The 26572-nt window shown below is 64.2% G+C and carries 22 protein-coding genes and 1 riboswitch; of the genes, 7 read left to right on the top strand and 15 right to left on the bottom strand.

The genetic code is table 11. From position 1 onward, the window contains the following. Positions 1-257: 257 nt before the first annotated feature. From BJ122_RS17835 to BJ122_RS17790, 10 genes are all read right to left on the bottom strand, one after another. Positions 258-1358, bottom strand: coding sequence for an alkene reductase (locus BJ122_RS17835; protein WP_110782596.1), 1101 nt, complete (start codon positions 1356-1358; stop codon positions 258-260). 253 nt (positions 1359-1611) lie between these two features. Next, positions 1612-1920, bottom strand: a complete 309-nt coding sequence (gene pufW, locus BJ122_RS17830) for a reaction-center light-harvesting complex 1 protein PufW (protein ID WP_110782594.1) — start codon at positions 1918-1920, stop codon at positions 1612-1614. Positions 1921-2293: 373 nt separating this feature from the next. Further along, positions 2294-3361 carry a branched-chain amino acid ABC transporter permease gene (locus BJ122_RS17825; protein WP_181418994.1) on the bottom strand — a complete coding sequence of 356 codons (1068 nt, stop codon included), beginning with the start codon at positions 3359-3361 and terminating at the stop codon, positions 2294-2296. Beyond that, complete coding sequence (locus BJ122_RS17820; protein WP_110782590.1) at positions 3358-4377, bottom strand: branched-chain amino acid ABC transporter permease; 1020 nt, start codon at positions 4375-4377, stop codon at positions 3358-3360. Before BJ122_RS17820 ends, BJ122_RS17825 begins: the two co-directional genes overlap by 4 nt. 133 nt (positions 4378-4510) lie before the next feature. Further along, positions 4511-5233, bottom strand: a complete 723-nt coding sequence (locus tag BJ122_RS17815; protein ID WP_110782588.1) for an ABC transporter ATP-binding protein — start codon at positions 5231-5233, stop codon at positions 4511-4513. Between the two features lie 261 nt (positions 5234-5494). Further along, complete coding sequence (locus BJ122_RS17810) at positions 5495-6274, bottom strand: ABC transporter ATP-binding protein (protein ID WP_110782586.1); 780 nt, start codon at positions 6272-6274, stop codon at positions 5495-5497. 190 nt (positions 6275-6464) lie between these two features. Next, a complete protein-coding gene (locus BJ122_RS17805) occupies positions 6465-7631 on the bottom strand; it encodes a substrate-binding domain-containing protein (RefSeq protein WP_245407788.1) in 1167 nt (388 codons plus the stop codon). Positions 7632-7725: 94 nt separating this feature from the next. Beyond that, positions 7726-9045: a lytic murein transglycosylase gene (locus BJ122_RS17800; protein WP_110782583.1), complete on the bottom strand. Its 1320-nt coding sequence runs from the start codon at positions 9043-9045 to the stop codon at positions 7726-7728. A gap of 98 nt (positions 9046-9143) precedes the next feature. Then, a complete protein-coding gene (locus tag BJ122_RS17795) occupies positions 9144-9656 on the bottom strand; it encodes a GNAT family N-acetyltransferase (RefSeq protein WP_110782581.1) in 513 nt (170 codons plus the stop codon). Between the two features lie 98 nt (positions 9657-9754). Next, positions 9755-11197 carry a helix-turn-helix domain-containing protein gene (locus BJ122_RS17790; protein ID WP_110782579.1) on the bottom strand — a complete coding sequence of 481 codons (1443 nt, stop codon included), beginning with the start codon at positions 11195-11197 and terminating at the stop codon, positions 9755-9757. A gap of 211 nt (positions 11198-11408) precedes the next feature. On the opposite strand from BJ122_RS17790, the gene BJ122_RS17785 reads away from it, so the two are divergent. Then, the gene (locus BJ122_RS17785; RefSeq protein ID WP_110782577.1) at positions 11409-13040 is read left to right on the top strand and encodes an isocitrate lyase; all 1632 of its coding nucleotides are present in this window, start codon (positions 11409-11411) and stop codon (positions 13038-13040) included. A gap of 14 nt (positions 13041-13054) precedes the next feature. After that, entirely contained in the window at positions 13055-13261 is a 207-nt protein-coding gene (locus BJ122_RS17780) for a DUF4170 domain-containing protein (protein ID WP_027279085.1), read from the top strand. A 265-nt stretch (positions 13262-13526) separates the two neighbouring features. Here the strand turns inward: BJ122_RS17780 and BJ122_RS17775 are convergent, their stop codons facing one another. The 4 genes from BJ122_RS17775 to BJ122_RS17760 form a co-directional block, all read right to left on the bottom strand. After that, positions 13527-14426: a metallophosphoesterase family protein gene (locus tag BJ122_RS17775; protein ID WP_110782575.1), complete on the bottom strand. Its 900-nt coding sequence runs from the start codon at positions 14424-14426 to the stop codon at positions 13527-13529. Between the two features lie 114 nt (positions 14427-14540). Further along, positions 14541-15479: a prephenate/arogenate dehydrogenase family protein gene (locus tag BJ122_RS17770; RefSeq protein WP_181418993.1), complete on the bottom strand. Its 939-nt coding sequence runs from the start codon at positions 15477-15479 to the stop codon at positions 14541-14543. After that, positions 15476-16573 carry a histidinol-phosphate transaminase gene (hisC, locus tag BJ122_RS17765; RefSeq protein WP_110782600.1) on the bottom strand — a complete coding sequence of 366 codons (1098 nt, stop codon included), beginning with the start codon at positions 16571-16573 and terminating at the stop codon, positions 15476-15478. Before hisC ends, BJ122_RS17770 begins: the two co-directional genes overlap by 4 nt. A 26-nt stretch (positions 16574-16599) precedes the next feature. Beyond that, a complete protein-coding gene (locus BJ122_RS17760; RefSeq protein ID WP_110782573.1) occupies positions 16600-17451 on the bottom strand; it encodes a chorismate mutase in 852 nt (283 codons plus the stop codon). A 182-nt stretch (positions 17452-17633) separates the two neighbouring features. After that, positions 17634-17712, top strand: a riboswitch (SAM riboswitch). Between the two features lie 81 nt (positions 17713-17793). On the opposite strand from BJ122_RS17760, the gene metX reads away from it, so the two are divergent. From metX to clpB, 4 genes are all read left to right on the top strand, one after another. Next, on the top strand, positions 17794-19002 hold the full coding sequence (metX, locus tag BJ122_RS17755) for a homoserine O-acetyltransferase MetX (protein WP_110782571.1): 1209 nt from the start codon (positions 17794-17796) through the stop codon (positions 19000-19002). A gap of 2 nt (positions 19003-19004) precedes the next feature. After that, the gene (metW, locus tag BJ122_RS17750; protein ID WP_110782569.1) at positions 19005-19694 is read left to right on the top strand and encodes a methionine biosynthesis protein MetW; all 690 of its coding nucleotides are present in this window, start codon (positions 19005-19007) and stop codon (positions 19692-19694) included. A 293-nt stretch (positions 19695-19987) separates the two neighbouring features. Further along, on the top strand, positions 19988-20641 hold the full coding sequence (locus tag BJ122_RS17745) for a TIGR02594 family protein (protein ID WP_110782598.1): 654 nt from the start codon (positions 19988-19990) through the stop codon (positions 20639-20641). 221 nt (positions 20642-20862) lie between these two features. After that, complete coding sequence (clpB, locus tag BJ122_RS17740) at positions 20863-23502, top strand: ATP-dependent chaperone ClpB (protein WP_110782567.1); 2640 nt, start codon at positions 20863-20865, stop codon at positions 23500-23502. 439 nt (positions 23503-23941) lie between these two features. Here the strand turns inward: clpB and BJ122_RS17735 are convergent, their stop codons facing one another. After that, complete coding sequence (locus BJ122_RS17735; RefSeq protein WP_181418992.1) at positions 23942-26005, bottom strand: peptidoglycan DD-metalloendopeptidase family protein; 2064 nt, start codon at positions 26003-26005, stop codon at positions 23942-23944. 334 nt (positions 26006-26339) lie between these two features. Here BJ122_RS17735 and BJ122_RS19475 point away from each other — a divergent pair. After that, positions 26340-26572, top strand: a 233-nt coding sequence (locus tag BJ122_RS19475; protein WP_210205473.1) for a hypothetical protein, incomplete at its 3' end; no start/stop codon positions are given.

Here is a 26572-nt window from a genome sequence, read left to right as displayed (position 1 = left end):
CCGCACCGGGTTACGGCGAGATGATCGGCCGGGAATCTACCGAGCGGCCTCCGTCGCGCTGACTGTGCACCAGCACTCCGCAGATACAGGAATCTCGGCGCTCGTTATTGCCGCTCAATGATGAGCCATCGCACCAAGCTCGGGATTCCGGGTCTGCGCGCCAGCGGCGCGCATCCCGGAATGACGTTGTTGGGTGGGCTCACTCCGCGCATCCCGGAATGACGTGTTGGGGCAGACTTAATGCGCCTTTAGTGGAGCTACTGCGCTGCCTGCAGCGACTCCAGGGTCGGGTAGTCGGTGTACCCCTTGGCGCCGCCGCCATAGAAGGTCGACTGGTCCGGCGCGTTGAGCGGCGCGCCGCGCTTGAACCGTTCCACCAGATCGGGGTTGGAGATGAACGGTTTGCCGAACGCGATCAGATCGGCGGCGTTGCGGCCCAGCACCTCGTTGGCGAGCGCGAGGTCATAGCCGTTATTGGCGATGTAGGTGCCTCCAAAGCGCTTGCGCAGCGAGCCGTAGTCGAACGGCAGATTGTCGCGCGGCCCGCCGGTCGAGCCTTCGACCACATGCAGATAGACCAGCTTGAGCGCGGCGAGCTGATCGACAATGTAGTCGAACAGCGCCTGCGGGTTGCTGTCGGCGATGTCGTTGGCCGGGCTCACCGGCGAGATGCGGATGCCGGTGCGCTCGGGGCCGATTTCGTTGGCGACCGCCGCGGCGACCTCGAGCATCAGCCGGGCGCGGTTCTCGATCGAGCCGCCATAGGCGTCGGTGCGCTGGTTGCTGCTGTCGCGGGCGAACTGATCGAGCAGATAGCCATTGGCGCCGTGAATCTCGACGCCGTCAAAGCCGGCTGCGATCGCGTTGGCGGCGGCCTGGCGATAGGCGTCGATGATGCCGGGGATTTCCGACGCTTCGAGCGCGCGCGGCGTCGAGACCTCGACAAAGCGGCCGCCGACAAAGGTTTTGGTGTTGGCACGCAGCGCCGAGGGCGCCACCGGCGCGGCGTTGCTGGGCTGCAGCTCGGTGTGGGAGATGCGGCCGACATGCCAGAGCTGGATGAAGATCTTGCCGCCGCGCTGATGCACCTCGTCGGTCACGGTGCGCCAGCCGGCGATCTGCTCCTTGGAATAGATGCCGGGGGTGTCTTGATAGCCCTGGCCCTGTTGCGAAATCTGGCTGGCCTCGGTGATCAGCAGGCCGGCGCTGGCGCGCTGGCCGTAATATTCCGCCGCCAGCGGACTCGGCACCAGACTGCCCGGCACGGCGCGGTTGCGGGTCAGAGGCGCCATCACGGTGCGGTTGGCGAGGTTGATCGGGCCGAGCTGGTAGGGCTCGAAAAGCTTGGAATTTGACATGGGACCGTCCTGGACAGTTACGATGCCTGGAACTTGGGGCCCATAACCGGAAACACAATGGCCCTGCCGAAAATAGATGCATCGGCATGAAGATGCGAAGGGCGGATCTCGAAAATCCAGCTCGATGCAAAACGGGCGTGCCGGATATGCGGCTCAGCCGGGACTATTTCCTCCGGCCTGATGTTCGGCGGCGTGGGATCGCCGCCGAACCAAGCGCCACGAACGCAGTCTGTTCGCGGCGGGTGTGAGATCCTCAGGCAGCCGCAACCGTGCGGCGCTGGCGGCGGAAGAACCAGAACGCGATCGGGCCGACGAACAGCGTGCCGAACGCCGGCAGAGCGGCGGCGCTTAGGGTGGCGGTAGCGTCGAGCACTTCGCCGCCGATGCCGGCCTTGCCGAGCACGAAGGCGGCGACCAGCGTGATGAACGGCCCGACCACCATCGAAGCGGCACCTGCCGTCTGGCAGTACAATCTGCCTTCCGGCGCAGAGGCGGCCAGCACGCGCCCAACCACAGCGGTGGCGACGAACGCGATTGCGGTGAGGACCAAGAGCAGCATCATTTCAACTTCCTGTTTCGTCGGACGATCCTCGCCTGCCGCAGCAGAAAGTGGTGCTGGGGTAGGGAGAATGTCCTAGGTCGACAAAGGCGCCGAATATGGGAGGGCGCCTGTTCAGCGGCAACAGGATACTTTGTGCGCTGCACACGGCTATTGATCGAGCGCAGAGAGGACTTCCTATTTTACCGCAGCGAGTGAATGCCCGAGAAGTATCGCAGATGCAAATATGCAATATAATGCCGACGTCATGCAGCCATCCGCTGAGTGATGGCCTTGTCTTCAATCTCTCGGAGGTGAGAAGCGGCAACCAAAGCGCGAAGCTGGAATTATTCGGCACGATCCGCCTCGACGCTCCGCCCGCACGACCTTCGTCGGCCTACTCCGCCGGCTTCGATGCCCCGCGCAGCCGGCCGACGATCCCGGTCGGGAAGAAATAGACGCTGGCGATGAACAGCGCGCCGAGCCACAACAGCCAGCGATCGGGATGCAAGAGCCCGGGCAGCAGCGGCACGCCGGCGTCGAGCGCGGCGCTGGAGGCGAGGCCCATCAGCGCCTGCAAATAGTTTTGCGCCAGGATGAAGATGGTGGCGCCGACGATCGCGCCATAGATCGTGCCCATGCCGCCGATCACCACCATCAGCAGAATGTCGAGCATGATGGCGAATGACAGCGAGGTGTCGGGCCCGGCATAGCGCAGCCACATGGCGTTGAGCGCGCCGGCGCAGGCCGCGACCAGCGCGGCCAGGCAATTGGCGTAAGTGAGGTGGAACACGGTGCGATAGCCGAGCGCTTCGGCGCGAAAGCGGTTTTCGCGCACGGCCTGCAGCACCCGGCCGAACGGCGAGTTCACCACCCGCAACAGGGCAAGGATCATCGCCGCGCAGCCGATGAACACCAGATAATAGGTCAGAATCCGGCCGTTGATGGTGATGCCGAACACGTTCTTCACGAACACCGTGCCGGGCCGCAGCAGTTCGGGCAGCTGAAAACTGCGGCCATCCTCGCCGCCGGTCAGCCATGACAATTGCGAGGCCAGCACCAGGAATGCGGACGCCACCGCCAGCGTGATCATCGCAAAGAATATCGCCTCGACGCGCAGCGAAAACAGCCCGATCGCGAGCGCCAGCAGCGCCGCCAGCGGCAGCCCGATCATCAGCCCGGCGCCGACCGCGCCCCAGCTCGGCCCGAGCGTGTAGAGCGCGATCGCGATCGCATAACTGCCAATGCCATAGAACATCGTGTGCGCGAACGACACGCTGCCGGTATAGCCGAGCAGCAGATCGTAGGACGCCACCAGCGCCGCGAAGATGCAGATTTTGGCGGCGACATTGAGCGGCTTGGCGCCGGGGAACAGGAACGGCGCCAGCGCCAGCGCGGCCACGATCACGATCAGCAGCGCGCTGAGCAGCCGGCTGCGCGGCGGGTCTCCGGACAGGATCATCATCGACTTGTCACCGCATAAAGCCCGCGCGGCCGCCACATCAGGATCGCGACCATCAGCAGGATGTTGGAGACTAGCGCCAGCTTTGGGATCAGGAAGCCGCCGTAATTGGCGACCATCGCCACCAGAATGGCGCCGATGAAGCAGCCGCCGATCGAGCCGAGCCCGCCGATGATCACCACGATGAACACCAGCACGGTCAGCTCATTGCCCATCGAGGCATGGACCTGCTCGCGATACAGCGCCCACATCACGCCGCCGAGCCCGGCCAGCGCCGAGCCGACCATGAACACGCCGAGAAACAGCCGCCGAATCCGATAGCCGAGCGCTTCCACCATCTCGCGGTTTTCCACCCCGGCGCGGATCAACAGCCCGATCTTGGTGCGCATCAGCACCAGTTGGATCGCGATGAAGATCGCTAGTCCGACCAGCATCGCCAGCAGGCGATATTTCGAGATCGCGACATCGCCGATGATGAACGAACCGCGCAGCGCGGCCGGCAGCGGCAGCGGAATGATCTGCGGCCCCCACAGCGCATAGAGCGCCTGTTCGGCGACGATCAGCCCGCCAGTGGTCATCAGGATCTGTTTGAGGTGCTGGCCATAGACCGGCAGGATCAGCACCCGCTCGACCACCAGGCCAAGCGCGCCCGACGCCGCCATCGCGGCCAGCGCCGCCGGCAGCAGCACCGCGAGATTGAGCCAGATCGATTCGGCCTGCGACAGCGACGCCAGCGGCAGCAGCACCAGCGTCGCCAGATAGGCGCCGAGTGCGATGAAGGCGCCGTGGCCGAAATTCAGCACGTCCATCAGGCCGAACACCAGCGTCAGGCCCGAGGCCATGATGAAGATCATCATGCCCATCGCCAGGCTGGCGAAGGTCAGCGTCACCCAGGTCGAGCTGGAGCCGATCAGCGGCCACACCACCAGCGCCAGCAGCACCGGCAGCAGCAATGGCACGAGATCGCGCGGCGGTTTGGGCAGCGGCTCGGCGGCGGTGGAGGCGGGGATGTCGGTCATGCGTTCACGCCACTGTTGGTCGACGTTTCCGTCATTGCGAGGAGCGCAAGCGACGAAGCAATCCAGCTCAGTGCATGAAGCTCTGGATTGCTTCGCTTCGCTCGCAATGACGGGGAGAGGGCGGTCGCTCTCATCACTGATGCGACTCCAGGCTGAGGCCGAGCAGCCGCTCCTGCAGCGCGACGTCGTCGGTGAGTTCCGCCATGTCGCCGCGATGCACGATGCGGCCATTGTCCATCACCAGCACGCGGTCGCCGATCTCGCGCGCGGCGTGAAAATTCTGCTCCACCAGCAAAATGGTGGCACCGCTGCGCTTCAGCTCGGCGAAGCAGTCGATCAGCGCGCCGACGATCGCTGGCGCTAGCCCCTTGGTCGGCTCGTCGATCAGCAGCAATTGTCGCGGCTCGACGATGGCGCGCGCGATCGACAGCATCTGCTTCTGGCCGCCGGACAGCGCGCCAGCGCGTGACAGCCAGAATTTGCGCAGCGCCGGGAAGAAGCCAAAAATCCATTGCAGCCGCTCGCCGTCCGGGGGGCCGCCCCGCGCCGCCAGCACCAGGTTTTCCTTCACGGTCAGATCGGAAAACACCGCCATGGTTTCGGGCACATAGCCGACGCCGAGCCGGGCGATGTCGGGCGTCGCCATCGCGTCGATGCGCCGTCCGGCGAGCGTGATGGTGCCGCTGGAAGCTGGCCACAGCCCCATGATGGTGCGCAGCGTGGTGGTCTTGCCGGCGCCGTTGCGGCCGAGCAGCATCGTGGTCTGTCCCTGCGGCACCACGGCATCGACGCCCTGCAGAATGTGATAGCGGCCGATATGCGTATGCACGCCGGAGAGTGTCAGCAGCTCAGTCATGCGGCACTCCCCTCGTGGTGGCGTTTGCCGCGGGGCGCATGGATTTATTCGTTGCGTCGTCTTCTCCCCTCCCCCTTGCGGGGAGGGGTCGGGGGTGGGGGTGCCCTGAAGCGAGGCTCCCGTTGTGGACCCCCACCCCAGCCCTCCCCGCAAGGGGGAGGGAGCGCGCATGCATGCGGGGAAGGGGCGTTGGCCACATCGAAAGCGGTGTTACCAACATCAGAACTCTCGACATCTGCACCGTCGCATCTCGCAGCACCATCACGCCGCGCTCCGCTTATGCGTGACGCCGAGATAGGCCTCCTGCACGATCGGCGAGGCGATCACCTCGGCCGGTTTGCCGTCGGCGACCAGCTCGCCATTGTGCAGCACGATGATGCGGTCGGCGAGCGAGCGCACCACGTCCATCTTGTGCTCGACCAGCAGAATGATCTTGGACGGGTCCTGTTTGAGCCGGGCGATCAGATCGAGCACCACCGGCACTTCATCGACGCTCATGCCCGCGGTCGGCTCGTCGAACATGAACACTTTGGGCTGCAGCGCCATCATCAGCGCCACTTCCAGTTTGCGCTGATCGCCATGCGACAGCATGGTGGCGGCAACCGCGCGCCGGCCACCGAGCGCGACGCTGTCGAGAATGGCGTCGGCGCGTTCGATCAGATCGCGGCGCGTGCGCCAGGGCCGCAGCATGTCGTAATGCACGCCGCTCTGCGCCTGCACCGCGAGCCGGACGTTTTCCTCGACCGACAAATTCGGAAACAGATTGGTGAGCTGAAAGGCGCGGCCAAGCCCGGCGCGGGTGCGCAGCGGCGCGCTCATAGTGGTGATGTCGCGGCCATCAAACAGAATGCGGCCCTCGCTTGGCCGCAGCTGTCCGGAGATCAGGTTGAAATAGGTGGTCTTGCCGGCGCCGTTCGGACCGACGATCGCGGTCAGTTCACCAGGCCGGAACGTGCAGCTCACCGCATTGACGGCGACATGGCCGCCAAAGCGGATGGTGAGGTTTTGGGTTTCGAGGGTGGTCGTTTCGAGGATGGTCATGGGCGAGTCCGTCACAAGCAAGGCCGCATTCACCTCTCCCCGCGTGCGGGGAGAGGTCGGTCGGCGGAGCGCAGCGAAGCCGATCGGGTGAGGGGGCGTTAGCGACGCGGTCGAGCGCTGGCCCGTGTGTCCGGCCGTGCCATGCCCCTCACCCCAGCCCTCTCCCCGCGCAGCGGGGAGAGGGAGAGACTCACCGCTTGTTCTTGATCGGGATGTCCATCTCCTCGATCTTGAGCTCGCGCACCGGCTCCAGCACCGCCCAGGCCAGTTCGGGATCGACCTTGACCTTGAAGTGATACATGCTCTGCAGCGCCTGATGGTCTTCCTTGCGGAACATCATCTTGCCCTTCGGCGTGTCGAACTCCAGGCCCTCCATCGCCGCGATCAGCTTGTCAGTGTCGGTGGATTTGGCCTTGCTGACGGCGGCCACGGTCGCCATCGCCGCGGAGAAGCCGCCCGCGGTGAAGAAGTCCGGCGGCGCGTTAAAACGCTTCTGATGCTCGGTCACCAGCCAGTCATTCACCGGGTTCTTGGGGATGGCGTAGTAGTAATAGGTCGCGCCCTCCATGCCCGGCAGCCGCTTATAGGCGGCGAGCGCCGGCAGGATGTTGCCGCCGGTCGACAGCTCGATGCCGTAGCGCTTCGGGTCCATGTCCTGCAGCTTGGTGAGCGGATCGCCAGCGCCGGCCCAGATCACCCAGATGATCTTCTTACCCGGCTTGTCCTTGAGCGCATCGAACAGCCGCTGCCCGGCCGCGGTGAAGTCGGTGGTGGTGGTCGGTACATATTCCTCGGCCGCCAGCGTGGCGCCGGTTTTGCTCAGCGCTTCCTTGAACGCGGCGACGCCGTCGCGGCCGAACGCATAGTCCTGCGCCAGCGTCGCCACCGTGACGCCGGGCTTGCCGATCGCGACCGCGTTTGAGATCGCGTCCTGCGATGAGTTGCGGCCGGTGCGGAAAATGTAGCGATTCCACTTCTCGCCAGTGATCTGGTCGGCGACCGCCGGCTCGACGATCAGAATCTTCTTGTTCTCTTCGGCGACCGGCAGATCAGCGAGCGCCGCCGCCGATGACGAGGTGCCGATCGCGATATCAGCGCCGTCGTCTTGATAGGCTTCGGCGAGAGCGGCTTTGGAAAGGTCGGGTTTGCTCTGGTCGTCCTTGGTGATGATGACGATCTTGCGACCATCGACGGTCATCGTGCCTTTGGTGGCGTATTCAAACCCCATGCGCAGTCCGATCTCGGTCTGCTTGGCATAGGCTTCGAGCGGGCCGGTCTTGCCATAGATCAGCGCGACCTTGAGATCGTCCGCATGAGCAGCGCCGGCCATCATCATGACGGCGGCGACAATCGACATTGAGCGCACGGGTGTTCCTCCGGGTTTTTGTTGGCCCGGAGCCTAATGCAATTTGCAGCCAGGAGGAAAGTGCTTCTGCCGTCGCACGCCGCCGCTAGGGCGAGGGGCGCGCTGGTGCCGTCCGTTTGGTTGCCGCGCGCGGCGCTGGGGCTGCGGTGGCATCGGCGCTCGGCGCGGTGCCGCGCATCCGCGCCAATAATTCCGCGGTCGGCCAGGAATCGGCGGGCAGGCCGTATTTGATCTGCATCGCTTTCACGGCGCTGCGGCTCTGCTGGCCCATCACGCCATCGATCTTGCCGACGTTATAACCAGCGCGCACCAGCAATTGCTGCAATTCGCGCAGTTCATTGAACGGCAGTTGCGGCACCGGCTGGCTCGGCATCCGCATCGGCGCCGCGCCGGCAATCCGTGTGGCGAGATATCCCGCGGTGGTGGCGTAGATCAGCGAATTGTTCCACTCGGTATAAGCGCCGAAATTGGCATAGGCCAAAAACGCCGGACCATTGCGGCCCATCGGCAGCAGCAGCGATGCCGGCAGCTCATCATGGGGCAGCGGCCGGCCATCGGCGAAGCGCACGCCCCAATCCGCCCATTGCGAGCGCGGATGCTTGATGGTGAGGTCGGCCTGATCCCAGGGCACGGTGGCGGCGACCCGCACTTCCTGCAGCCAGGGTTCGCCGCGCCGCCATTTCAGGCCGGTGGCGATGTAATTGGCGGTCGAGCCGATCACATCCGGGGCGCTGCGCAGCATGTCACGGCGGCCGTCGCCGTCATAATCGACCGCGTAGTTGAAATAATGCGTCGGCAGAAACTGGGTCTGGCCGAGTTCGCCGGCCCAGGAGCCGATCATCTCAGGCGGCGAAAGGTCGCCGCGATCGATGATTTTCAGCGCGGCGATGGTCTCGCCCTGGAACATCTGCGAGCGGCGGCAATCATAGGCCAGCGACACCAGCGAACGCAGCGTCGGCAGATTACCCATATTAGCGCCGAAATCGCTCTCGAGGCCCCAGAATGCGGCGATCACCGCCGGCGGCACGCCATAGTCGCGCTCGGCGCGTGTGAACGCCGCGGCATAAGTCTTGATGCGGGCCTGGCCCTGCTGCATCCGGTAATCGGCGGCCATCCGCCGCGCAAACTCGGTGAACAATTGGCCGAACACCCGCTGGCCGCGGTCGCGATTGACGATGCCCTGGTCATAAACGAGGTAAGGCGCGGCCACTGCCAGCGCGCGCTGTGACACACCTTCGGCAGCTGCGGCGCGTTTCAGCCCGGCCAAAAATTGCTCAAAACTCTGGCCGCCATGGCAACTGGCGCCGCGCTGTGCCTGTGCGGGAGCCGAGAGCGTCAACGCCGCTGCCAGCGGCACGGCGATCCATAAAGCGACCGATCGGATCGTTGCTAAGCGCCGCGCCATCGATCTCCCCTCATGCCGATAAGTCGGCCGGTGCCGACGCTGATTGCGACTGTTGTCGGCCGGCCGCACCGGGTCAAGCTTGCTTGGCGGCGCGCCAATCAGCGGCTGATGGCCCAGCGGTTGACGGCCTGATGGTAGCTCAAGCTGCCCGGGACCGTCATATGGGTCTTGAGATATTTGAAGCCGGCCTTTTGCAGCGTGCGGTTCGGCGCGACGTTGAAGGCGTTGGGCTCGCAGAACAGTGTCTTGAGCTGTAGCTTGTCGAAATAATAGTCGACACTCTTGCGCACGAATTCGGTGCCGATGCCCTTGTTGCGGCCATCCGGGGCGAGGATGTGCAGGTGCATGTTGGCGCGCTCGCCGACCTTGATCTTGTCGCAGCTTGAAAACCCCACCGGGCGGCCGTCCATCAGCCACAGCAGCACGATCGCGCTGCGCTGGCTGACCGGCAGCGCGCTGTCGCCGCGAAAGCGTTCGCGCCAACTCTGCCGGTCGGGGATCCGGGTCGGGTCGACGCCCATCGACTCCAAGAATTCCGGCGTGGCGTCATGGAAGTAATCAAGCACGAGGTCGAATTCGGTGATCTCGAGTTCTCGGACGGTCAGGCTCATGGCAGCAATCCAAATCACGACGCACGACGGTTCATGGATAGCACCGCCGCTATGTTGTTGTCAGCTTCTGCCATGCAGCGCTTTATGACCAGCGAATACTACAGCTCCCGTGCATTGGAGAAGGCGAACGAGGTCGCGCGGCGCGTGGTCTCGTCGAGCACCAGCGTGCGGGTGATCGGCGGTTCGGCGCGCTGGCTGCAATGCTCGCGTTCGCACAGCCGGCAGTTGACGCCGATCGGCGTGCCTTCCTCTTTGTCGAGGTCCATGCCCGCGGCATAGATCAGCTTGGAGGCGTGCCGGATTTCGCAGCCGAGACCGATCGCAAAACGCGGCTGCGGCTTGGGATGCGGCGCCACCGGACGGCGCACCATCTGCGCGATCGAGAAGTAGCGGCTACCGTCCGGCAGTTCGATCACCTGTTTCAACAGCCGGTCCGGGGTGTCGAAAGATGAGTGAACATTCCAGAGCGGGCAGGTGCCGCCGAACTTTGAGAACGGGAAGGTGCCGGATGAAAAGCGCTTCGAGACGTTGCCGGCATTGTCGACGCGCAGCATGAAGAACGGCACGCCGCGCGCGGTCGGCCGTTGCAGCGTGGTCAGGCGGTGGCAGATCTGCTCGAAGCCGGCGTTAAAACGCTGCGCCAGCACGTGCACGTCGTAGTTCAGCGTTTCGGCGGCGGCGTGAAACGCGCTGTAGGGCATCATCACCGCAGCGGCGAAGTAGTTCGCCAAGGTAATTCGGTAGAGCTGGCGCGCGGTATCATCAACGCCCGTTGCGCGGCTGGCGACGTTGTCAAACACCGCGCCGAATTCCGACAGTCCGGTCTGAAACGCGATCTGAAACACCCGGCCCGGCCAGTCGATCAGCTCCGAGATCAACAATTGCCGGCGGTGACGGTCGAACCGGCGCAGCGTTTCGCGCATCACTTCCACCGGCATGATCCGGGTTACGATCGAGTGCCGCTCGCGCAGCCGGTCGCAGATCGCCACGAACAGGTCCTGGGCCGGCACGTTCAGTTCGTCGCGCAGCTTTTCCGCCGCCTGCTCGACCTCCGGGAAATAATTGCGGTTGGCTTCGATCAGGTCGCGCACCCGCTCGATCGGATTGGTCTCGAAACGGTGGCCCTCGTCGCGGTCGGCCATCTGCGCGGCCAGGGTCTCGCCGCGCCGCGCCTCGATGTAAGCCGCATACAAGCGTTGTAACGAATGTGTGACCCCGGGGCACAATTCGGCCAAATCGCGCAGTTCCTGCTTGGGCAGATCGATCTGCCGGAACAGCGGGTCGGAGAAAATCTCGTTCAGCTCGGCGAAGAACCGATCCTCGTCAGCGGTAGCTAGGTCCCGCAAATCCAGGTCGTAGTTCTCAGCCAATTTGAGCAGAATCTGCGCGGTGACCGGGCGCTGGTTTCGCTCTATCAGATTGATATAGCTCGCAGAAATCCCAAGGCCCTCGGCCATCTGGGTCTGCGACAGGCCCAGTTGCTGGCGCAGTCGGCGGAACCTTGGGCCCACGAACAGCTTCTTACCTGAATCGCCCACCATGCGATGCGCCCCATGTACGTTTTACAAAACTGACAAAATTACAGTCGTTACATGTATTGTAGTTACATGACATCACCATTCGCTCGCAAGAGGGCTGTACGACAGGCCGCCAGTTGCGTTTAGTTGTCGGCACGTTCTGCAGAGCAATGTCACGAAAGTCGCCCCGACCAAGGGGCGCTGCGGGTTTGTCGTTACCGAAGGGATCAGGAACATGAATTTTCAGCCACGCGGGATCAGCGATCTGGCCATCCGGGGTTATCAGAGCGAGATCGAGGCGGCCGAGGCGCTCCTCAAGGACAAGCCCACGTGGAATGGTGTGAAAGCCGAAGCCGTGGCGCGGATGCGGCTGCAGAACCGCTTCAAGACCGGCCTCGACGTCGCGCGTTACACCGCGGCCGTGATGCGTGCCGACATGGCGGCCTATGACGCCGATCCGACCAAGTACACCCAGTCGCTCGGCTGCTGGCACGGCTTCATCGCGCAGCAGAAGCTGATCTCGATCAAGAAGCATTTCGGCGGCAAGACCGACCGGCGCTATCTGTACCTGTCCGGCTGGATGGTTGCGGCGCTGCGTTCCGAGTTCGGCCCGCTGCCCGACCAGTCGATGCACGAGAAGACCTCGGTGCCGGCGCTGATCGAAGAGCTGTACACCTTCCTGCGTCAGGCCGACACGCGCGAACTGAACGACATCTTCCGTCAGCTCGACGCCGCCCGCAAGGAAGGCGACAAGGCCAAGGAAGCGGCGCTGATCGAGAAGATCGACACCTTCCAGACCCATGTCGTGCCGGTGATCGCCGACATCGACGCCGGCTTCGGCAATGCCGAGGCGACCTATCTGCTCGCCAAGAAGATGATCGAAGCGGGCGCCTGCGCGCTGCAGATCGAGAACCAGGTCTCGGACGAGAAGCAGTGCGGCCATCAGGACGGCAAGGTCACTGTGCCGCATGACGTGTTCCTGGCCAAGGTTCGCGCGATCCGTCACGCCTTCCTCGAGCTTGGCGTCGAAGACGGCATCATCGTCACCCGCACCGACTCGCTCGGCGCTGGCCTGACCCAGCAGATCGCGGTCAGCCATCAGCCCGGCGACATCGGCGACCAGTACAACAGCTTCCTCGATTGCGAGGAAGTCGATGTCTCCAAGGTCGGCAATGGCGATGTCGTCATCAGCCGCAATGGCAAGCTGCTGCGTCCGAAGCGGCTGGCCAGCAATCTCTATCAGTTCCGCCCCGGCACTGGTGAGGATCGCTGCGTGCTCGACTGCATCACCTCGTTGCAGAACGGCGCCGACCTGCTCTGGATCGAAACCGAGAAGCCGCACATCCAGCAGATCGCCGGCATGGTCGATCGCATCCGTGAGGTGATCCCGAACGCCAAGCTGGTCTACAACAACTCGCCGTCGTTCAACTGGACGCTGAACTTCCGCTGGCAGGTCTATGATGCCTGGCAGGCGGAAGGGAAGGATGTCAGCCAGTACAACCGCGCCGAGCTGATGAAGGTGGAATATGACGATACGCCGCTGGCGATCGAAGCCGATCAGCGCATCCGCACGTTCCAGGCGGACGCGGCCAAGCGGGCCGGCATCTTCCACCATCTGATCACGCTGCCGACCTATCACACCGCGGCGCTGTCGACCGACAATCTCTCCAGGGAGTATTTCGGCGAGCAGGGCATGCTGGGTTACGTGAAGAACGTTCAGCGCCAGGAGATCCGTCAGGGCATCGCCTGCGTGAAGCATCAGAATATGGCCGGCTCCGATATCGGCGACGACCACAAGGAATACTTCGCCGGCGAGGCCGCTTTGAAGGCCGGCGGCGCCCACAATACGATGAATCAATTCAGCTAAGTAGGAGAAGGACCATGACGGGCAGCAACTTCTGGGTGATTGGCGGCGAGTTCGGTTCGATGAACTTCCACAAGCTCGTGGAAGGCTCGGCCCAGGTGAAGGGTCCCTTCAAGACGCGCAAGGAGGCCGAAGAGGCCTGGAAGGCGCTCTCGGAGGAGAACCGGCACCGCGGGGCGGTCCGCTTCTCGATCGTGGAAGAACCGCAGCGCGTTCCGGCCTGATCCGAACGTAAACACAGCTAAGAAGAAGACGTCCAAGGACTGACGGCCCCATCCGCCTGCGCGGGTGGGGTCGTCGGCTTTTGTAAGCCCCTCCGCTGCAGGGGCTGATAAATTATACCAGCAGCTCCTCCCATTGACCCGTCATGCCCGCGCTTGTCGCGGGTATCCACGTCTTGAAAGCGCTGCAAGAACAAAGACGTGGATGGCCGGGACGAAGCCCGGCCATGACTTGCGAAGTGGTTGGTATCAATGGCCGCTGCTAGTATTAGTGCTGCGGCGGCGCGAGCGGGCTATGCCGCAGTTCCGTGATGCTTAAGGCATCGCGATAGCCGCGCACCGTATGGGTGCAGTGCCAACTGTCGTTATCGCGCTCGATCGCGAACAGATTATAGGCCGCGCCGGGATGATGACCGTGCGGCAGCGCCGAGGCCGACGGCACCCCGACCACTGGAATCGGCGCACGCGGCCCCTCGACCCACACCGTCGAATGCACATGGTCATGACCATGCAGCACCAGCTCGACGCCGTAGCGGCGCAGCAGCGCCAATAGTTGCGGCGCGTCGCTCAGCCATTTTTGGCGCGACTTCGCGGTCGGCGGATGATGGATCAGCACCACGCGGAACAGTGTTTCGCCGGCGAGCTGCGCCAGCAGCCGCTCCAGCGCCGCGAGCTGCGCCGCGCCGAGCCGGCCGGACGCCATCAAAGGCGCGGTCGGCACCGCGCTCGACAGCGCGATCAGCGCCAGCGGCCCGCGGCAGCGCACGAACGGAAATTCCGGCACGCCGTCATAATCGTCGCCGCGCAGATAATCGCCGAACGCTTCGGCAAAGCGGTGCTGAGTCGACAGCACATAGGCGTCGTGATTGCCCGGCACCACCGTGACCTGGTCCGGCGTTCCGAGCTCGGTCAGCCAGCGCGCCACCGGGGCGTATTCCTGTTCCAGCGCCAGATTGACGAGATCGCCGGTGACCGCGATCTGGTCGGGCGCGTGCGCCTTGATGTCGGCGACCAAGCCGTCCAGCACCTCGCGGCGATGAATGGCGTGGCGGTTCTTGATCCAGTTCAGGTAGCCGAGCACGCGCTTATTGGCGAGTTCACGCAGCCGCACCGCTGGCAGCGGCGGAAAATGCACATCAGACAGGTGCGCCAGCGTAAACGTCGTCATGGCAGCTCTCATTATGTCGTGCGCTTTATATAGGCGCTCTGTGGCGCTCGGTCCGCGCGTCGCCTCCGCCATTGATTGAGGGAGGCGACGATCGTTTGCGAACAGCGGCGGGCGTTACGCCTTCTTCGCCAGTTGCGGCTGCTTGCGGCCGAAGTCGGGCGCCGCGTCGTCCTGACCGATCTCGACAATGCCGCGCCGGATCGCCCGGGTGCGCGTGAAGTGATCGAACAAGGTCTCGCCGTCGCCGCGCCGGATCGCGCGGGTTAGCTTCGACAAATCCTCCTGGAATTCGCCGAGCATCTCCAGCACCGCATCCTTGTTGTTCAAGAACACGTCGCGCCACATGGTCGGGTCCGACGCCGCGATACGGGTGAAGTCGCGGAAACCGCCGGCCGAGAATTTCAGCACTTCCGAGCGGGTTACGTCTTCCAATTCGTCGGCGGTGGAGACGATCGTGTAGGCGATCAGATGCGGCAGATGGCTGGTCACCGCCAGCACCAGATCGTGGTGCTCGGGCGTCATGACCTCGACATTGGCGCCGATCGCGCGCCAGAACGCCGCCAGTTTCTCGACCGCGTCGGCATCGGTGCCGTCCGGCGGCGTCAGAATGCACCAGCGGTTGATGAACAGCTCGGCAAAGCCGGAATCGGGACCGGAATCCTCGGTGCCCGCCACCGGATGCGCCGGCACAAAATGGACATTGGCCGGCAGATGTTCGGCCATCGCCCGCACCACCGCCGCCTTCACCGAGCCGACGTCGGACACGATCGCGCCCGGCTTCAGCGAAGCTGCGATTTCTTCCGTGGCGGCGCCGCAGGCGCCGACCGGAATGCACAGGATCACCAGATCGGCGTCCTTGACCGCCTCGGCATTGCTCTCGACCACGCGGTCGACAATGCCGAGTTCCTGGACGCGCTCGCGCGTCGCCGCCGAGCGCGCGGTGGCGACGATTTCGCCGACCAGTCCCTGAGCTCGCGCGGCCCGCGCGATCGAGCCGCCGATCAGGCCGAAGCCGATCAGCGCCAGCCGCGAGAACATCGGCGTGTCGATCATGGCCGCGCCATGAAGTCAGCCAAAGCCTCGATCACCAGCGCGTTGGCTTCGTCGGTGCCGATCGTCATGCGCAGCGCATTGGGCAGGCCGTAATTGTTCAGCCCGCGCAGCACCAGGCCGCGCTCGGTCAGGAACGCATCGGCCTCGGCCGCGGTCTTGCCCGGCGTGGTCGGGAAATGCATCAGCACGAAATTGGTCACGCTCGGCGTCACCGTGAGCCCGATCTTGGTCAGCTCCTCGGTGAGGCGGTTGCGCCAGTTTTCGGTGTGGGTGCGCGACTTCTCGACATGCGCGGTGTCCTGGATCGCGGCGATCGCGGCGAGCTGCGCCGGCACCGAGACGTTGAACGGGCCGCGGATGCGGTTCACGGCATCGACGATATTGGCCGGGCCGAACATCCAGCCGATGCGCAGCGCCGCCAGACCGTGGATCTTGGAGAAGGTGTGGGTCAGCACGGTGTTTTCCGTGGTCGACACCAGCTCGATGCCCATCTCATAGTCGTTGCGCGACACGTAGTCGGCATAGGCGGCGTCGAGCACCAGCACGACATGCTCGGGCAGGCCGGCGCGCAGCCGCTTGATCTCATCGAACGGGATGTAGGTGCCGGTCGGGTTGTTCGGGTTGGCGAGCCACACCAGCTTGGTACGCGGCGACACCTTGGCCAGGATCGCATCGACGTCGGTGGTCAGGTCGTGTTCCTCGGCCACCACGGTCTTGGCGCCGTTCGCCATGGTGGCGATCGGGTACACCAGAAAACCGTGGGTGGTGGCAATCGCCTCATCGCCGGGCGCGAGATACGTGTGCGCCAGCAGATTCAAGATTTCGTCCGAACCGGCGCCGCAGATGATGCGGTCCGGATCGAGTCCATAGGCCTTGCCGATCGCCTCGCGCAGCACGCGCGAGGAGCCTTCCGGATAATCCTCGAGATGATCGGCCGCGCTCTTATAAGCCTCGATCGCGTGCGGCGAGGGGCCGAACGGCGTTTCGTTGGCGGAGAGCTTGAACACCTTTTGGCCGGGCCGGGCGACCGGGCTCTTGCCAGGGGTGTAGGGCGCAATATCGAGAATGCCGGGATTCGGCACGGGACGTGACATCTTCAACTCCAGATTGACGACGGCTTTCAGCGTCGCGGCACACCGTTCGGGGGCACCGTATAGCGCTTTGCATGGCTGCCGACGAGAGCGGATGAGCGCAGAGAAGCCCCTGCAGCGATCAACGCAGCCTTGATTGGCTCAAAGCCGCTATCGCCAGGGATCGACACCAGCAGCGCCGCGCCGTCGATAGCGGTATCAGGGACCGCAACGATTTCGGCGAGCGGCGACAAGGCGCGCGCCACCTCGGCATTCCAGCCGGACACGCGCACGCTCCAGGTCTCGACCTCGGTGACCATGGCGCTATCGGCGACCCGCGACACCACGAACACCGGCAGCGCGGCCGGGTGATCGGCGCGCTCCACGAATGGCAGCCTTGCAATGATTTTGGGGGCGCCGGCCGTTTCCAGCTCGATCCACCACGGCGTGCGGCCGGAGGTGGCCGACACCAGCGCCAGATCACCCTTGGAATGCGCCACGGCTTCGACCGCGGCCGCGGCGCTGAAATGCGACACGAACGGCACGGTGAAGCCGAAATGGAAGCGCGCGGAATCGCGCATCGCCGATTCGCCGAGCGACAGGTCGGCATGCACCGAGAACGGCGCCTGCACATAAGTAAAGGTGGCGATGATCACCCGCCAGATGCTCTCCACGGTATCCAGCGGCAGGATGCCGTGATGGCGCTGCACCAGGCGGCGCATCATGTCGGCCTCGCGCGCCGGACGGAACGCCGAGCCGACTTCCTGGGTTTGTTTCACGGCGATCAGCCGGTCGATGATCTCGCCGCGTTGCATCAACAGCCGGTGCACCTCAGCGTCGATGTCGTCGATTTCGCGGCGCAGATCGGCCAGCGACGGCGGGGAGGGCGGCATTTCGGACATCGGGATAACCTTCGGCGAGCGCGCACGACACCGACCGATCCGCGCGGAGACCATCCGGCCGGGCCCGCTTTGCTTACGGTCAAACGGCGGTCGAAGGCAAAGAAAACATGAACCTTATCGGCGGGTTGCAGCCGCCATGCGCCTGCTCGCCTTGACGGGGGGCGGTGGCGCCACCTATATTCATCTTACTCCGTGGTCATTTGAGCCGGCCGGCTTGCAGCCACGTTAAACAAATCGCTAAAAGGCCGGGGATATGGGTCCCGGCCGAACCTTTGTTCAGGCCGGGTTTTTTATGACCCGCGGTATCCAGCTGTGGAACCTCCGAAGGAGGCCAGGGTCACGATGGTAAGTGTCAAAGCGTTCAAGCCCGGAGGCAAGCCGGAGCAGGACGAGGACCGGGTCCGGGAAGCCGACCATCCGAGTTCGCAGGTCGCGGTGTTCGGCACCGACCAGCCGCTCAAGCTCGACTGCGGGGTCGATCTCGCGCCGTTTCAGATCGCCTACCAGACCTACGGCACGCTCAATGCCGACAAGAGCAATGCCATCCTGATCTGCCATGCGCTGACCGGGGACCAGCACGTCGCCAATGTCCATCCGGTGACCGGCAAGCCGGGCTGGTGGCAGACGCTGGTCGGGCCGGGCCGGCCGATCGATCCGGAGCGCTACTTTATCATCTGCTCCAATGTGCTTGGCGGCTGCATGGGCTCGACCGGGCCGTCCTCGACCAATCCGGTCACCGGCAAGCTGTGGGGCCTGGATTTCCCGGTGATCACCATTCCCGACATGGTGCGCGCCCAGGCGATGCTGGTCGAGCGGCTTGGCATCGAAAAGCTGTTCTGCGTGGTTGGCGGCTCGATGGGCGGCATGCAGGTGCTGCAATGGTCGGTGGCGTTCCCGGAGCGGGTGTTCTCCGCGCTGGCGGTGGCGTGCGCGCCGCGCCACTCCGCGCAAAACATCGCCTTCCACGAACTCGGCCGCCAGGCGGTGATGGCTGATCCCGACTGGCTGCACGGCCGCTATTATGATGAAGGCGTGCGCCCGCATCGCGGCCTCGCGGTGGCGCGCATGGCGGCGCACATCACCTATCTGTCCGACGCCGCGCTGCATCGTAAATTCGGCCGGCGCATGCAGGATCGCGATTTGCCGACTTTCTCGTTCGACGCCGATTTCCAGGTCGAAAGCTATCTGCGCTATCAGGGCTCGTCATTCGTCGATCGGTTCGACGCCAACAGCTATCTCTATCTGACGCGCGCGATGGATTATTTCGACATCGCCGCCGACCATGAAGGCGTGCTGGCGCGCGCGTTCCGCGGCACCAAGACGCGGTTCTGCGTGGTGTCGTTCACCTCGGACTGGCTGTTTCCAACCTCGGAATCGCGCTCGATCGTGCACGCCCTCAATGCCGGCGGTGCGCGGGTGTCGTTCGCCGAGATCGAGACCGACAAGGGCCACGACGCCTTTTTGCTCGACGTGCCGGAATTCATCGACATCGCGCGGGCCTTTTTGCAGGCCGCCGACAAGGCCAACGGCCTGGCGCGCAAGGAGCGCTGACGATGACGGTTCAGGAATCGCTGCCGTTCGAGGCATCGACGGTGATGAAATGCTACCGCGCCGACCATCTGTTGGTCGCCGACATGGTCGAGTCCGGCTCAAAAGTGCTCGATGTCGGCTGCGGTGAAGGCGACCTTTTGCAATTGCTGGAATCGCGCGGCGTCGATGGCCGCGGCATCGAGCTATCGCGCGAAGGCGTCAATCGCTGCGTGGCGCGCGGCCTTGCGGTGGTGCAGGGCGATGCTGATACCGACCTCGCCGCATATCCCGACGATGCCTTTGACTATGTGATCCTGTCGCAGACGCTGCAGGCGACCCGGCAGCCGCGCGTGGTGCTGGAACATCTGCTGCGCATCGGCCGGCGCGCGATCGTGTCGTTTCCGAATTTCGGCTACGTCAATATGCGGCTGCAACTACTGATCCACGGTCAGATGCCGCGCACCGAGAATCTGCCGGCGACCTGGTACGACACGCCGAACATTCACTTCTGCACCATCAAGGATTTCGTCGGGCTGTGCGACGAGATCAACGTCAAGATGGAGCGTGCGGTGGCGCTTGATCGTCACGGCCGGCCGCTGCGTCTGATCGCGCCGTGGTGGTTCTGGAATCTGTTCGGCGAGCAGGGCGTGTTTCTGCTCAGCCGCGCGCAGAAGAAGAACGAAGCCGGCTCGGGCAACGTCGTTACTCCTTGATCATCGCGCCTGACGTGTTGTGCGTTTGGCTAGCAATGGCGCCGCGCTGTTACTTGCAGCACGACGCGATGATGACGATTGCGTGTAAAGCGTAGGTATTTCGCGCCTGCTTTACTTGTCATAGTTAATCGAATTTCTGTTTCAGAGCGTGAATGTTAGCAGAGTCAACGCATGATTTGTCATGAAATGGGCCCGTTAACTCCCGCTTAGGGACTTGATCTCGCCACACCGCGAATCGCATTAGGCGCCCGCGTTGTCCGGCCCGGGGAGGCTGGATGGAACTGGGGGTGTTGATGAGGATTTCGAATATGGTTGAGTTCAGCAAGTCTTGTTGGTTGGTTCGTTTCTCCACTTTGGCTTTGTTTTCGGCGGTGCTCACGGCGATGGCCGCACCAGCCTCGGCAAGACCGCAGCATGGCGCGGCACGCCACGTTCACACCCATCATGCCCATCAGCGGCATCATCATTTCAATCGGCATCACGGCATGCGCCATGTTGCGCGGCGCGCGGCGCCGGCCTCGATGTCTGCTTACGGCGACAGCTACAACAGCATGTCCGCGGAAAGCGCGGCGCAGTCCTATGACGGCGGGTTTGGTAGCACGGGCCTGGTTGCGGAAGCGCGGCGCCATCTCGGCGGCAATCCGACCGGCCGCTCGCGGCTGTGGTGCGCGCGCTTCATGAACATGGTGCTGGAGCGCGCGGGGCTGCGCGGCACCGGCTCCGACATGGCGCGCTCATTTGCGAGCTATGGCCAGCGCATCTCCGGCCCGCAGGTCGGCGCCATCGCGGTGATGTCGCGCGGCAAGCGCGGCGGCCATGTCGGCGTGGTCAGCGGCATCGATGCCAATGGCAACCCGATCGTGGTGTCGGGCAATCATAACCGCCGGGTCGCCGAGTCGGTCTATCCGCGCAGCCGGGTCTATGCCTACGTGCTGCCGTCGAGCTGAGCTAAGCGCGGCGGGCCGCTGGACCTCGGATCAGGCCCGCCGCACGAATTTGTGAAGCGCCCCCTTCCTTCGGCGGAAACCGTGCCCACATTTCGGGCAAGCCGGTGCGATGCCGGCGACGGCCACGGCTGGTTGACGGTCGTCAACGCGGTCCGCGGATCCCCACTGAAGATGTCGGTGACGTGCCTTTGGGCGTTGCTGGCAGGCCGAGGGACATAAAGATGAATATCGAAAAATACACCGAACGGGCGCGGGGCTTCATCCAGTCGGCGCAGTCGCTGGCGATGCGCGAAGGGCATCAGCAGTTTACCGCGCTGCACATTCTCAAAGTGCTGCTCGACGATCCGGAAGGATTGGCCGGCGGTCTGATCGACCGCTCCGGCGGCAATTCCCGCTCGATCCTGAAATCGACCGAAGCGGCGCTGAACAAGCTGCCAAAGGTTTCCGGTGCCGGCGCCGGCCAAGTCTATCTGGCGCCCGATACCGCGCGCGCCTTTACCGCCGCCGAACAGGCCGCAGAAAAGGCCGGCGACGGCTTTGTCACGGTGGAGCGACTGCTGCTCGGCTTGGCACTCGACAAGGACAGCGAAGCCGGCAAGCTGCTCGCCAAGGGCGGCGTCACGCCGCAAAATCTCAACAGCGCCATCAACGCGCTGCGCAAGGGCCGCACCGCCGATTCGCCGACCGCGGAAAACGCCTATGATGCCCTGAAGAAATACGCCCGTGATCTGACCCAGGCGGCGCGCGACGGCAAGCTCGATCCGGTGATCGGCCGCGACGAGGAAATCCGCCGCACCATTCAGGTGCTGTCACGGCGCACCAAGAACAACCCGGTGCTGATCGGCGAACCCGGCGTCGGCAAGACCGCGATTGTCGAGGGGCTGGCGCTGCGCATTCTCAATGGCGACGTGCCGGAGAGTTTGAAGGACAAGAAGCTGCTGTCGCTCGACCTCGGCGCCATGATCGCCGGCGCGAAATATCGCGGCGAATTCGAGGAGCGGCTCAAGGCGGTGCTCGGCGAGATCACCGCGGCGGAAGGCAGCATCATCCTGTTCATCGACGAGATGCACACCTTGATCGGCGCCGGCAAGGCCGACGGCGCGATGGACGCCTCCAATCTGCTCAAGCCGGCGCTGGCGCGCGGCGAGCTGCATTGCATCGGCGCCACCACGCTCGATGAATATCGCAAGCACGTCGAGAAGGACGCGGCGCTGGCGCGGCGCTTTCAGCCGGTGTTCGTCACCGAGCCGACGGTCGAGGACACCATCTCGATCCTGCGCGGCCTCAAGGACAAATACGAGCAGCACCATGGCGTGCGCATCGCCGACTCGGCGCTGGTCGCCGCCGCGACGCTGTCGAACCGCTACATCACCGACCGCTTCTTGCCGGACAAGGCGATCGACCTGATGGACGAAGCCGCGGCGCGGCTGAAAATGCAGGTCGATTCCAAGCCGGAAGAACTCGACAGCATGGATCGCGAGATCGTGCGGCTGAAGATCGAGCAGGAGGCGCTCAAGAAAGAGAGCGATATCGGCTCGAAAACCCGGCTGCAGACGCTGGAGAAGGAGCTCGCCGAGCTTGAGGAAAAATCCGCCGCTTTGTCGGCGCGCTGGAGCGCGGAAAAGAACAAGCTGTCCGATGCTCAGAAGCTGAAAAGCGAGCTCGACGGCTTGCGCATTGAACTGGCCGACGCGCAGCGGCGCGGCGAATATCAGCGTGCGGGCGAATTGGCCTATGGCCGGATTCCCGATCTGGAAAAGAAGCTGGCCGCGATCGAGGACCAGGACGGCTCCGGCGAAATGGTCGAGGAGGCGGTCACCGCCAACCATGTCGCCCAGGTGGTGTCGCGCTGGACTGGCGTGCCGGTCGACAAGATGCTGGAGGGCGAAAAGGAAAAGCTGCTGCGCATGGAAGACCAGCTCGCGCAGCGCGTGGTCGGGCAGTTCGAGGCGGTGCATGCGGTCTCGACCGCGGTGCGGCGCGCGCGCGCCGGGTTGCAGGACCCGAACCGGCCGATGGGCTCGTTCATGTTTTTGGGCCCGACCGGCGTCGGCAAGACCGAGCTGACGAAAGCTCTGGCCGAATATCTGTTCGACGACGAGACCGCGATGGTGCGCATCGACATGTCGGAATACATGGAGAAGCACTCGGTCGCGCGGCTGATCGGCGCGCCTCCCGGCTATGTCGGCTATGACGAAGGCGGCGCGCTCACCGAGGCGGTGCGGCGCCGGCCCTATCAGGTGGTGCTGTTCGACGAGATCGAGAAGGCGCATCCGGACGTGTTCAACGTGCTGCTGCAAGTGCTCGATGACGGCCGGCTCACCGACGGTCAGGGCCGCACGGTCGATTTCCGCAACACCTTGATCGTGATGACCTCCAATCTCGGCTCGGAATTTTTGGTGAACCAGCCGGAAGGCGAGGATACCTCGGTGGTGCGCGATCAGGTGATGGCGATGGTGCGCGCGCATTTCCGGCCGGAATTCCTGAACCGGGTCGACGAGATCATCCTGTTCCACCGGCTGCAGAAGAGTGAGATGGGGCGGATCGTCGAAATCCAGTTCGCCCGGCTGCAGAAGCTGCTCGAAGATCGCAAGATCGTGCTGCAGCTCGACGATGCCGCGCGCGAATGGCTCGCCGAAAAAGGCTGGGACCCGGCCTATGGCGCCCGGCCGCTCAAGCGGGTGATCCAGCGCAATGTGCAGGACCCGCTCGCCGAAATGCTGCTGGCCGGTTCGGTCAAGGACGGCGACCGGGTCGCGATCTCCGCCGATGGCGGCGTGCTGACCTTCAACGGCGCCCCGCCGCACACCGCCGATATCGAGGATCTCGGCCAGCGGCTGCCGAAGCGCAAGCTGCACTGAGGCGGCTGATCCCCAAATAGCGGTCGGCTCCACCGACACCTCTCAATGGCCGGGCCTCGTCCCGGCCATTGGCGTTTTCTCGCTCCCCCGGTGCGGGAGTGGTCAGGCGCAGCGCGTCCGCCGTGCACAACCTGCTCCCTCTCCCCGCTCGCGGGGAGAGGGGTGGGTGTCACACCGTAATACCAACGGAAATTGATACCAACCCATCCGCATGTCATGGCCGGGCTCCGTCCCGGCCATCCACGTCTTTGATCTTGCGCCGCTTTCAAGACGTGGATGCCCGCGACAAGCGCGGGCATGACGAGTCAATGGCAGGAGCCGTTGGTATAAGAGGGGAAGGACAAGTGGGCCGCGTCAGCCCGCGCCGAGTGCGGGCATGACGAATGAGAGTAAGGACGAACGAGAGTAGGGGAGTTCTGATCAGGACCCCGCCGCCGCGTCAGTGCGCGGCGGAGCGGGTCTGCATCGCCGCGCTGCGGCCGGTGCTCGGCGCGGTCAGGTCTTCCGACAGCCGCGAGCCGCGATTGGTCATCATGGCGTCGAGCCGGTCGCGCTCCTTCTCGAAGCTGGCCAGCATCGAGCCTTCCAGCGAGCGGCCGCGCGGCAGCTTGACGCGCATCGGATCGACAAAGCGGCCGTTGACCAGGATTTCGTAATGGACATGGGCGCCGGTCGACAGGCCGGTCGAACCGACAAAGCCGATCACCTGGCCCTGGCGCACCCGTTTGCCGACTTCCAGGCCCTTGGCATAGGCCGACATGTGGCCGTAGGCGGTCTCATAGCCATTGGCGTGCTTCAGCCGCACATATTTGCCGTAGCCGCCTTCCCAGCCGACCTTTTCGACCACGCCGTTGCCGGAGGCGAAGATCGGCGTGCCGTAGGCGGTCGACCAGTCGACGCCAGTGTGCATCTTCACATAGCCGAGGATCGGGTGACGGCGGCCGCCGAAGCCGGAACGCATGGTCGCGGTGTTGACCGGCTTGCGCACCAGGAACTTTTTCGCGCTCTTGCCGGTCTCGTCATAGAAATCGACCACCGAATCGTCCGGGGTCTGGAAGCGGTAATAGCGCTTGGTCTCGCCGCCGATGGTGAGCGAGGCATACAGCACGTCGTTCTTCTCGGTGACCGCGGTGGCTTCGTCGTCGCCGGCGAAAAACACCTCGAAGGAATCGCCGGCCTGCACCCGGCGCTGGAAATCGACGTCGTAGGAATAGATCTTGACCATGTCCTCGATCACCGAGGACGGCACCTTGTTGCGCATCGCGGTCTCATAAATGCTCTGATAGAGCCGCACGCCGCTGCCGTCGTCTTCCTCTTCTTCCTCGCTGGTCTCCGGCGTCTCCGCCACCGTGTTCATGCTCTGCACGTCGACCGCGACATAGCGGCCAAGATCGGACAGCGCCGCGACCGCTTCCACGGTCTGTTCGCTGGCGATCATCACCCGGTAGGGCTGCAGGCGTTGGCCGGGGCCGGCCGGCACCATCAGGATCCGGACTTTCTGGCCTTCGCGCAGGCCGCCGTCGCGGCCGCGGGCGCCAAGGGTGGCCATGATCGCCCGAATGTCGTCGGGGCTGGCACCTTGATCGCGTAGGATGGTGGCGATGCTGTCACCCTTCTTCACGGTGACGGTGCGTTCGTTGATTGGGTTGCCGCCGGTGGTCTGGTCTTTGGTCTTCGGCAGCAGCGTGACGTTTTCAGGAACGATCCGGGTTTCGAAACCGGCATAGGGGTCGGCGGCGACATTGCCCTCGGTGGCGTAAGCGAGCTTGATGTCGCTCTGGGTGCCATCGCCGGCATTGGCCATGGTGTATCGGACGCCAGCGCCGCCGCGCCAATTGGAGGCATCGCGCACCCGCAGCAGCACCTCGTCGATCGCCACCACCGCGGCGATCTTGGCCTTGGGCAGCACGGTGCCAAGATCGCGGGTCACATAAGAGACTTCGGCGTCCGGCTCGACCGCATCGGGGTTTTGCGCGTCTTCGGCGCTCGCCGCCGGCGAGGTGCCGACATCGGTGAGCATGCGCTGGGCGTTGAACGGCGGAATTTTGGCGCTGAGATCGGTGGTGCTGAGCGCGAGGTTGCCGGCGATTCGAATGAAGGGCCGGACTCGGACCACGTCGCGGCTGCCGACTCGGGTCACCGTGGACACCCGCACCACCTGGCGGGCGGCCGAGGATTCGCTCGGCGGCGGCAGCCGGTCACTTTTGTGAAGCGCGGTCGCTTTATCATTGGCGCCGACCGCGCCGCGCAGCGCCGCTTCGACTCGCTCCGGCATCTTGGCAAAGGTGGTCTCGCCGTCGAGCGACGCAAAAACGGCGCCGCCGATCAAAGCTGCGCCGCACAGGCCGGTGAGAATCGTGCCGCTGAACCATTGTACCGAGACGCGGCGACGATCGATCACCGCGGCTTCGGAGCCGTCGACCGAAAGCGGGGGCTCATGGCCAAGATCAATCGCCCCGATTCCGCGGCCATAATGATGTGCACGTGGCGCCCGATGGCTCAAACTGCCGTCCCCCAACTGTCGATACTCACGCTGCCGCCCGCCCCAGCGTCGCGGCGCCGTGAAATTAGCCGATGACGAGCCCGCTGTCTCACGGCCGATTCGTTGTCCCCGCTGTGCAGAGTGTCTCTCTATAGATTGGCCTCTGTAGAGAGCCGCCGCTGCACCGTGGTGGTCGCGCGACCAAAAAATTCGGCCGTTCGACCCAAAATTGTCATGGCGGCGACCGCTGGAACCGTCCGTCTCCGGAAATCGACCCCAAAAAAACGACCCGAAATTCGGTTCGCGTGAAACTTTTTTCGCGTTCGCCGACCGCAGAACGCTTCAGGATTGTGGCTTGAGTACGGCTGAGTGGCTGAAATCGCTGGTTTATTTCCCTCTGACAGCCACTTTGCAGAAATGCGACGGTTTGCTGACGAATGGCGTTGACTCCGCCAATGGCCCGCCCTATAAGACAGCCACTGAGCGCGGCGCCGCCGCCGAGACCTCCGGGTCCTGGCGGGCTTCCGTGCCTCTCAAGCCTCTCTTCTCGGTGAGTGCTTCAGCAGCCGATAGTTATCGGTTGCCGAT

It is taken from the genome of Rhodopseudomonas faecalis (assembly GCF_003217325.1).
Lineage (GTDB): Bacteria > Pseudomonadota > Alphaproteobacteria > Rhizobiales > Xanthobacteraceae > Rhodopseudomonas > Rhodopseudomonas faecalis.
Note: the sequence above shows the minus strand (reverse complement) of the source record. Positions and strands in the feature narration are given on the sequence as shown.

Coding starts and splice junctions, on each gene's coding strand:
- BJ122_RS17835 (WP_110782596.1), bottom strand. CDS start 1,358: ATGTCAAATTCCAAGCTTTTCGAGCCCTACCAGCTCGGCCCGATCAAC.
- pufW (WP_110782594.1), bottom strand. CDS start 1,920: ATGATGCTGCTCTTGGTCCTCACCGCAATCGCGTTCGTCGCCACCGCT.
- BJ122_RS17825 (WP_181418994.1), bottom strand. CDS start 3,361: ATGATGATCCTGTCCGGAGACCCGCCGCGCAGCCGGCTGCTCAGCGCG.
- BJ122_RS17820 (WP_110782590.1), bottom strand. CDS start 4,377: ATGACCGACATCCCCGCCTCCACCGCCGCCGAGCCGCTGCCCAAACCG.
- BJ122_RS17815 (WP_110782588.1), bottom strand. CDS start 5,233: ATGACTGAGCTGCTGACACTCTCCGGCGTGCATACGCATATCGGCCGC.
- BJ122_RS17810 (WP_110782586.1), bottom strand. CDS start 6,274: ATGACCATCCTCGAAACGACCACCCTCGAAACCCAAAACCTCACCATC.
- BJ122_RS17805 (WP_245407788.1), bottom strand. CDS start 7,631: ATGTCGATTGTCGCCGCCGTCATGATGATGGCCGGCGCTGCTCATGCG.
- BJ122_RS17800 (WP_110782583.1), bottom strand. CDS start 9,045: ATGGCGCGGCGCTTAGCAACGATCCGATCGGTCGCTTTATGGATCGCC.
- BJ122_RS17795 (WP_110782581.1), bottom strand. CDS start 9,656: ATGAGCCTGACCGTCCGAGAACTCGAGATCACCGAATTCGACCTCGTG.
- BJ122_RS17790 (WP_110782579.1), bottom strand. CDS start 11,197: ATGGTGGGCGATTCAGGTAAGAAGCTGTTCGTGGGCCCAAGGTTCCGC.
- BJ122_RS17785 (WP_110782577.1), top strand. CDS start 11,409: ATGAATTTTCAGCCACGCGGGATCAGCGATCTGGCCATCCGGGGTTAT.
- BJ122_RS17780 (WP_027279085.1), top strand. CDS start 13,055: ATGACGGGCAGCAACTTCTGGGTGATTGGCGGCGAGTTCGGTTCGATG.
- BJ122_RS17775 (WP_110782575.1), bottom strand. CDS start 14,426: ATGACGACGTTTACGCTGGCGCACCTGTCTGATGTGCATTTTCCGCCG.
- BJ122_RS17770 (WP_181418993.1), bottom strand. CDS start 15,479: ATGATCGACACGCCGATGTTCTCGCGGCTGGCGCTGATCGGCTTCGGC.
- hisC (WP_110782600.1), bottom strand. CDS start 16,573: ATGTCACGTCCCGTGCCGAATCCCGGCATTCTCGATATTGCGCCCTAC.
- BJ122_RS17760 (WP_110782573.1), bottom strand. CDS start 17,451: ATGTCCGAAATGCCGCCCTCCCCGCCGTCGCTGGCCGATCTGCGCCGC.
- metX (WP_110782571.1), top strand. CDS start 17,794: ATGGTAAGTGTCAAAGCGTTCAAGCCCGGAGGCAAGCCGGAGCAGGAC.
- metW (WP_110782569.1), top strand. CDS start 19,005: ATGACGGTTCAGGAATCGCTGCCGTTCGAGGCATCGACGGTGATGAAA.
- BJ122_RS17745 (WP_110782598.1), top strand. CDS start 19,988: ATGAGGATTTCGAATATGGTTGAGTTCAGCAAGTCTTGTTGGTTGGTT.
- clpB (WP_110782567.1), top strand. CDS start 20,863: ATGAATATCGAAAAATACACCGAACGGGCGCGGGGCTTCATCCAGTCG.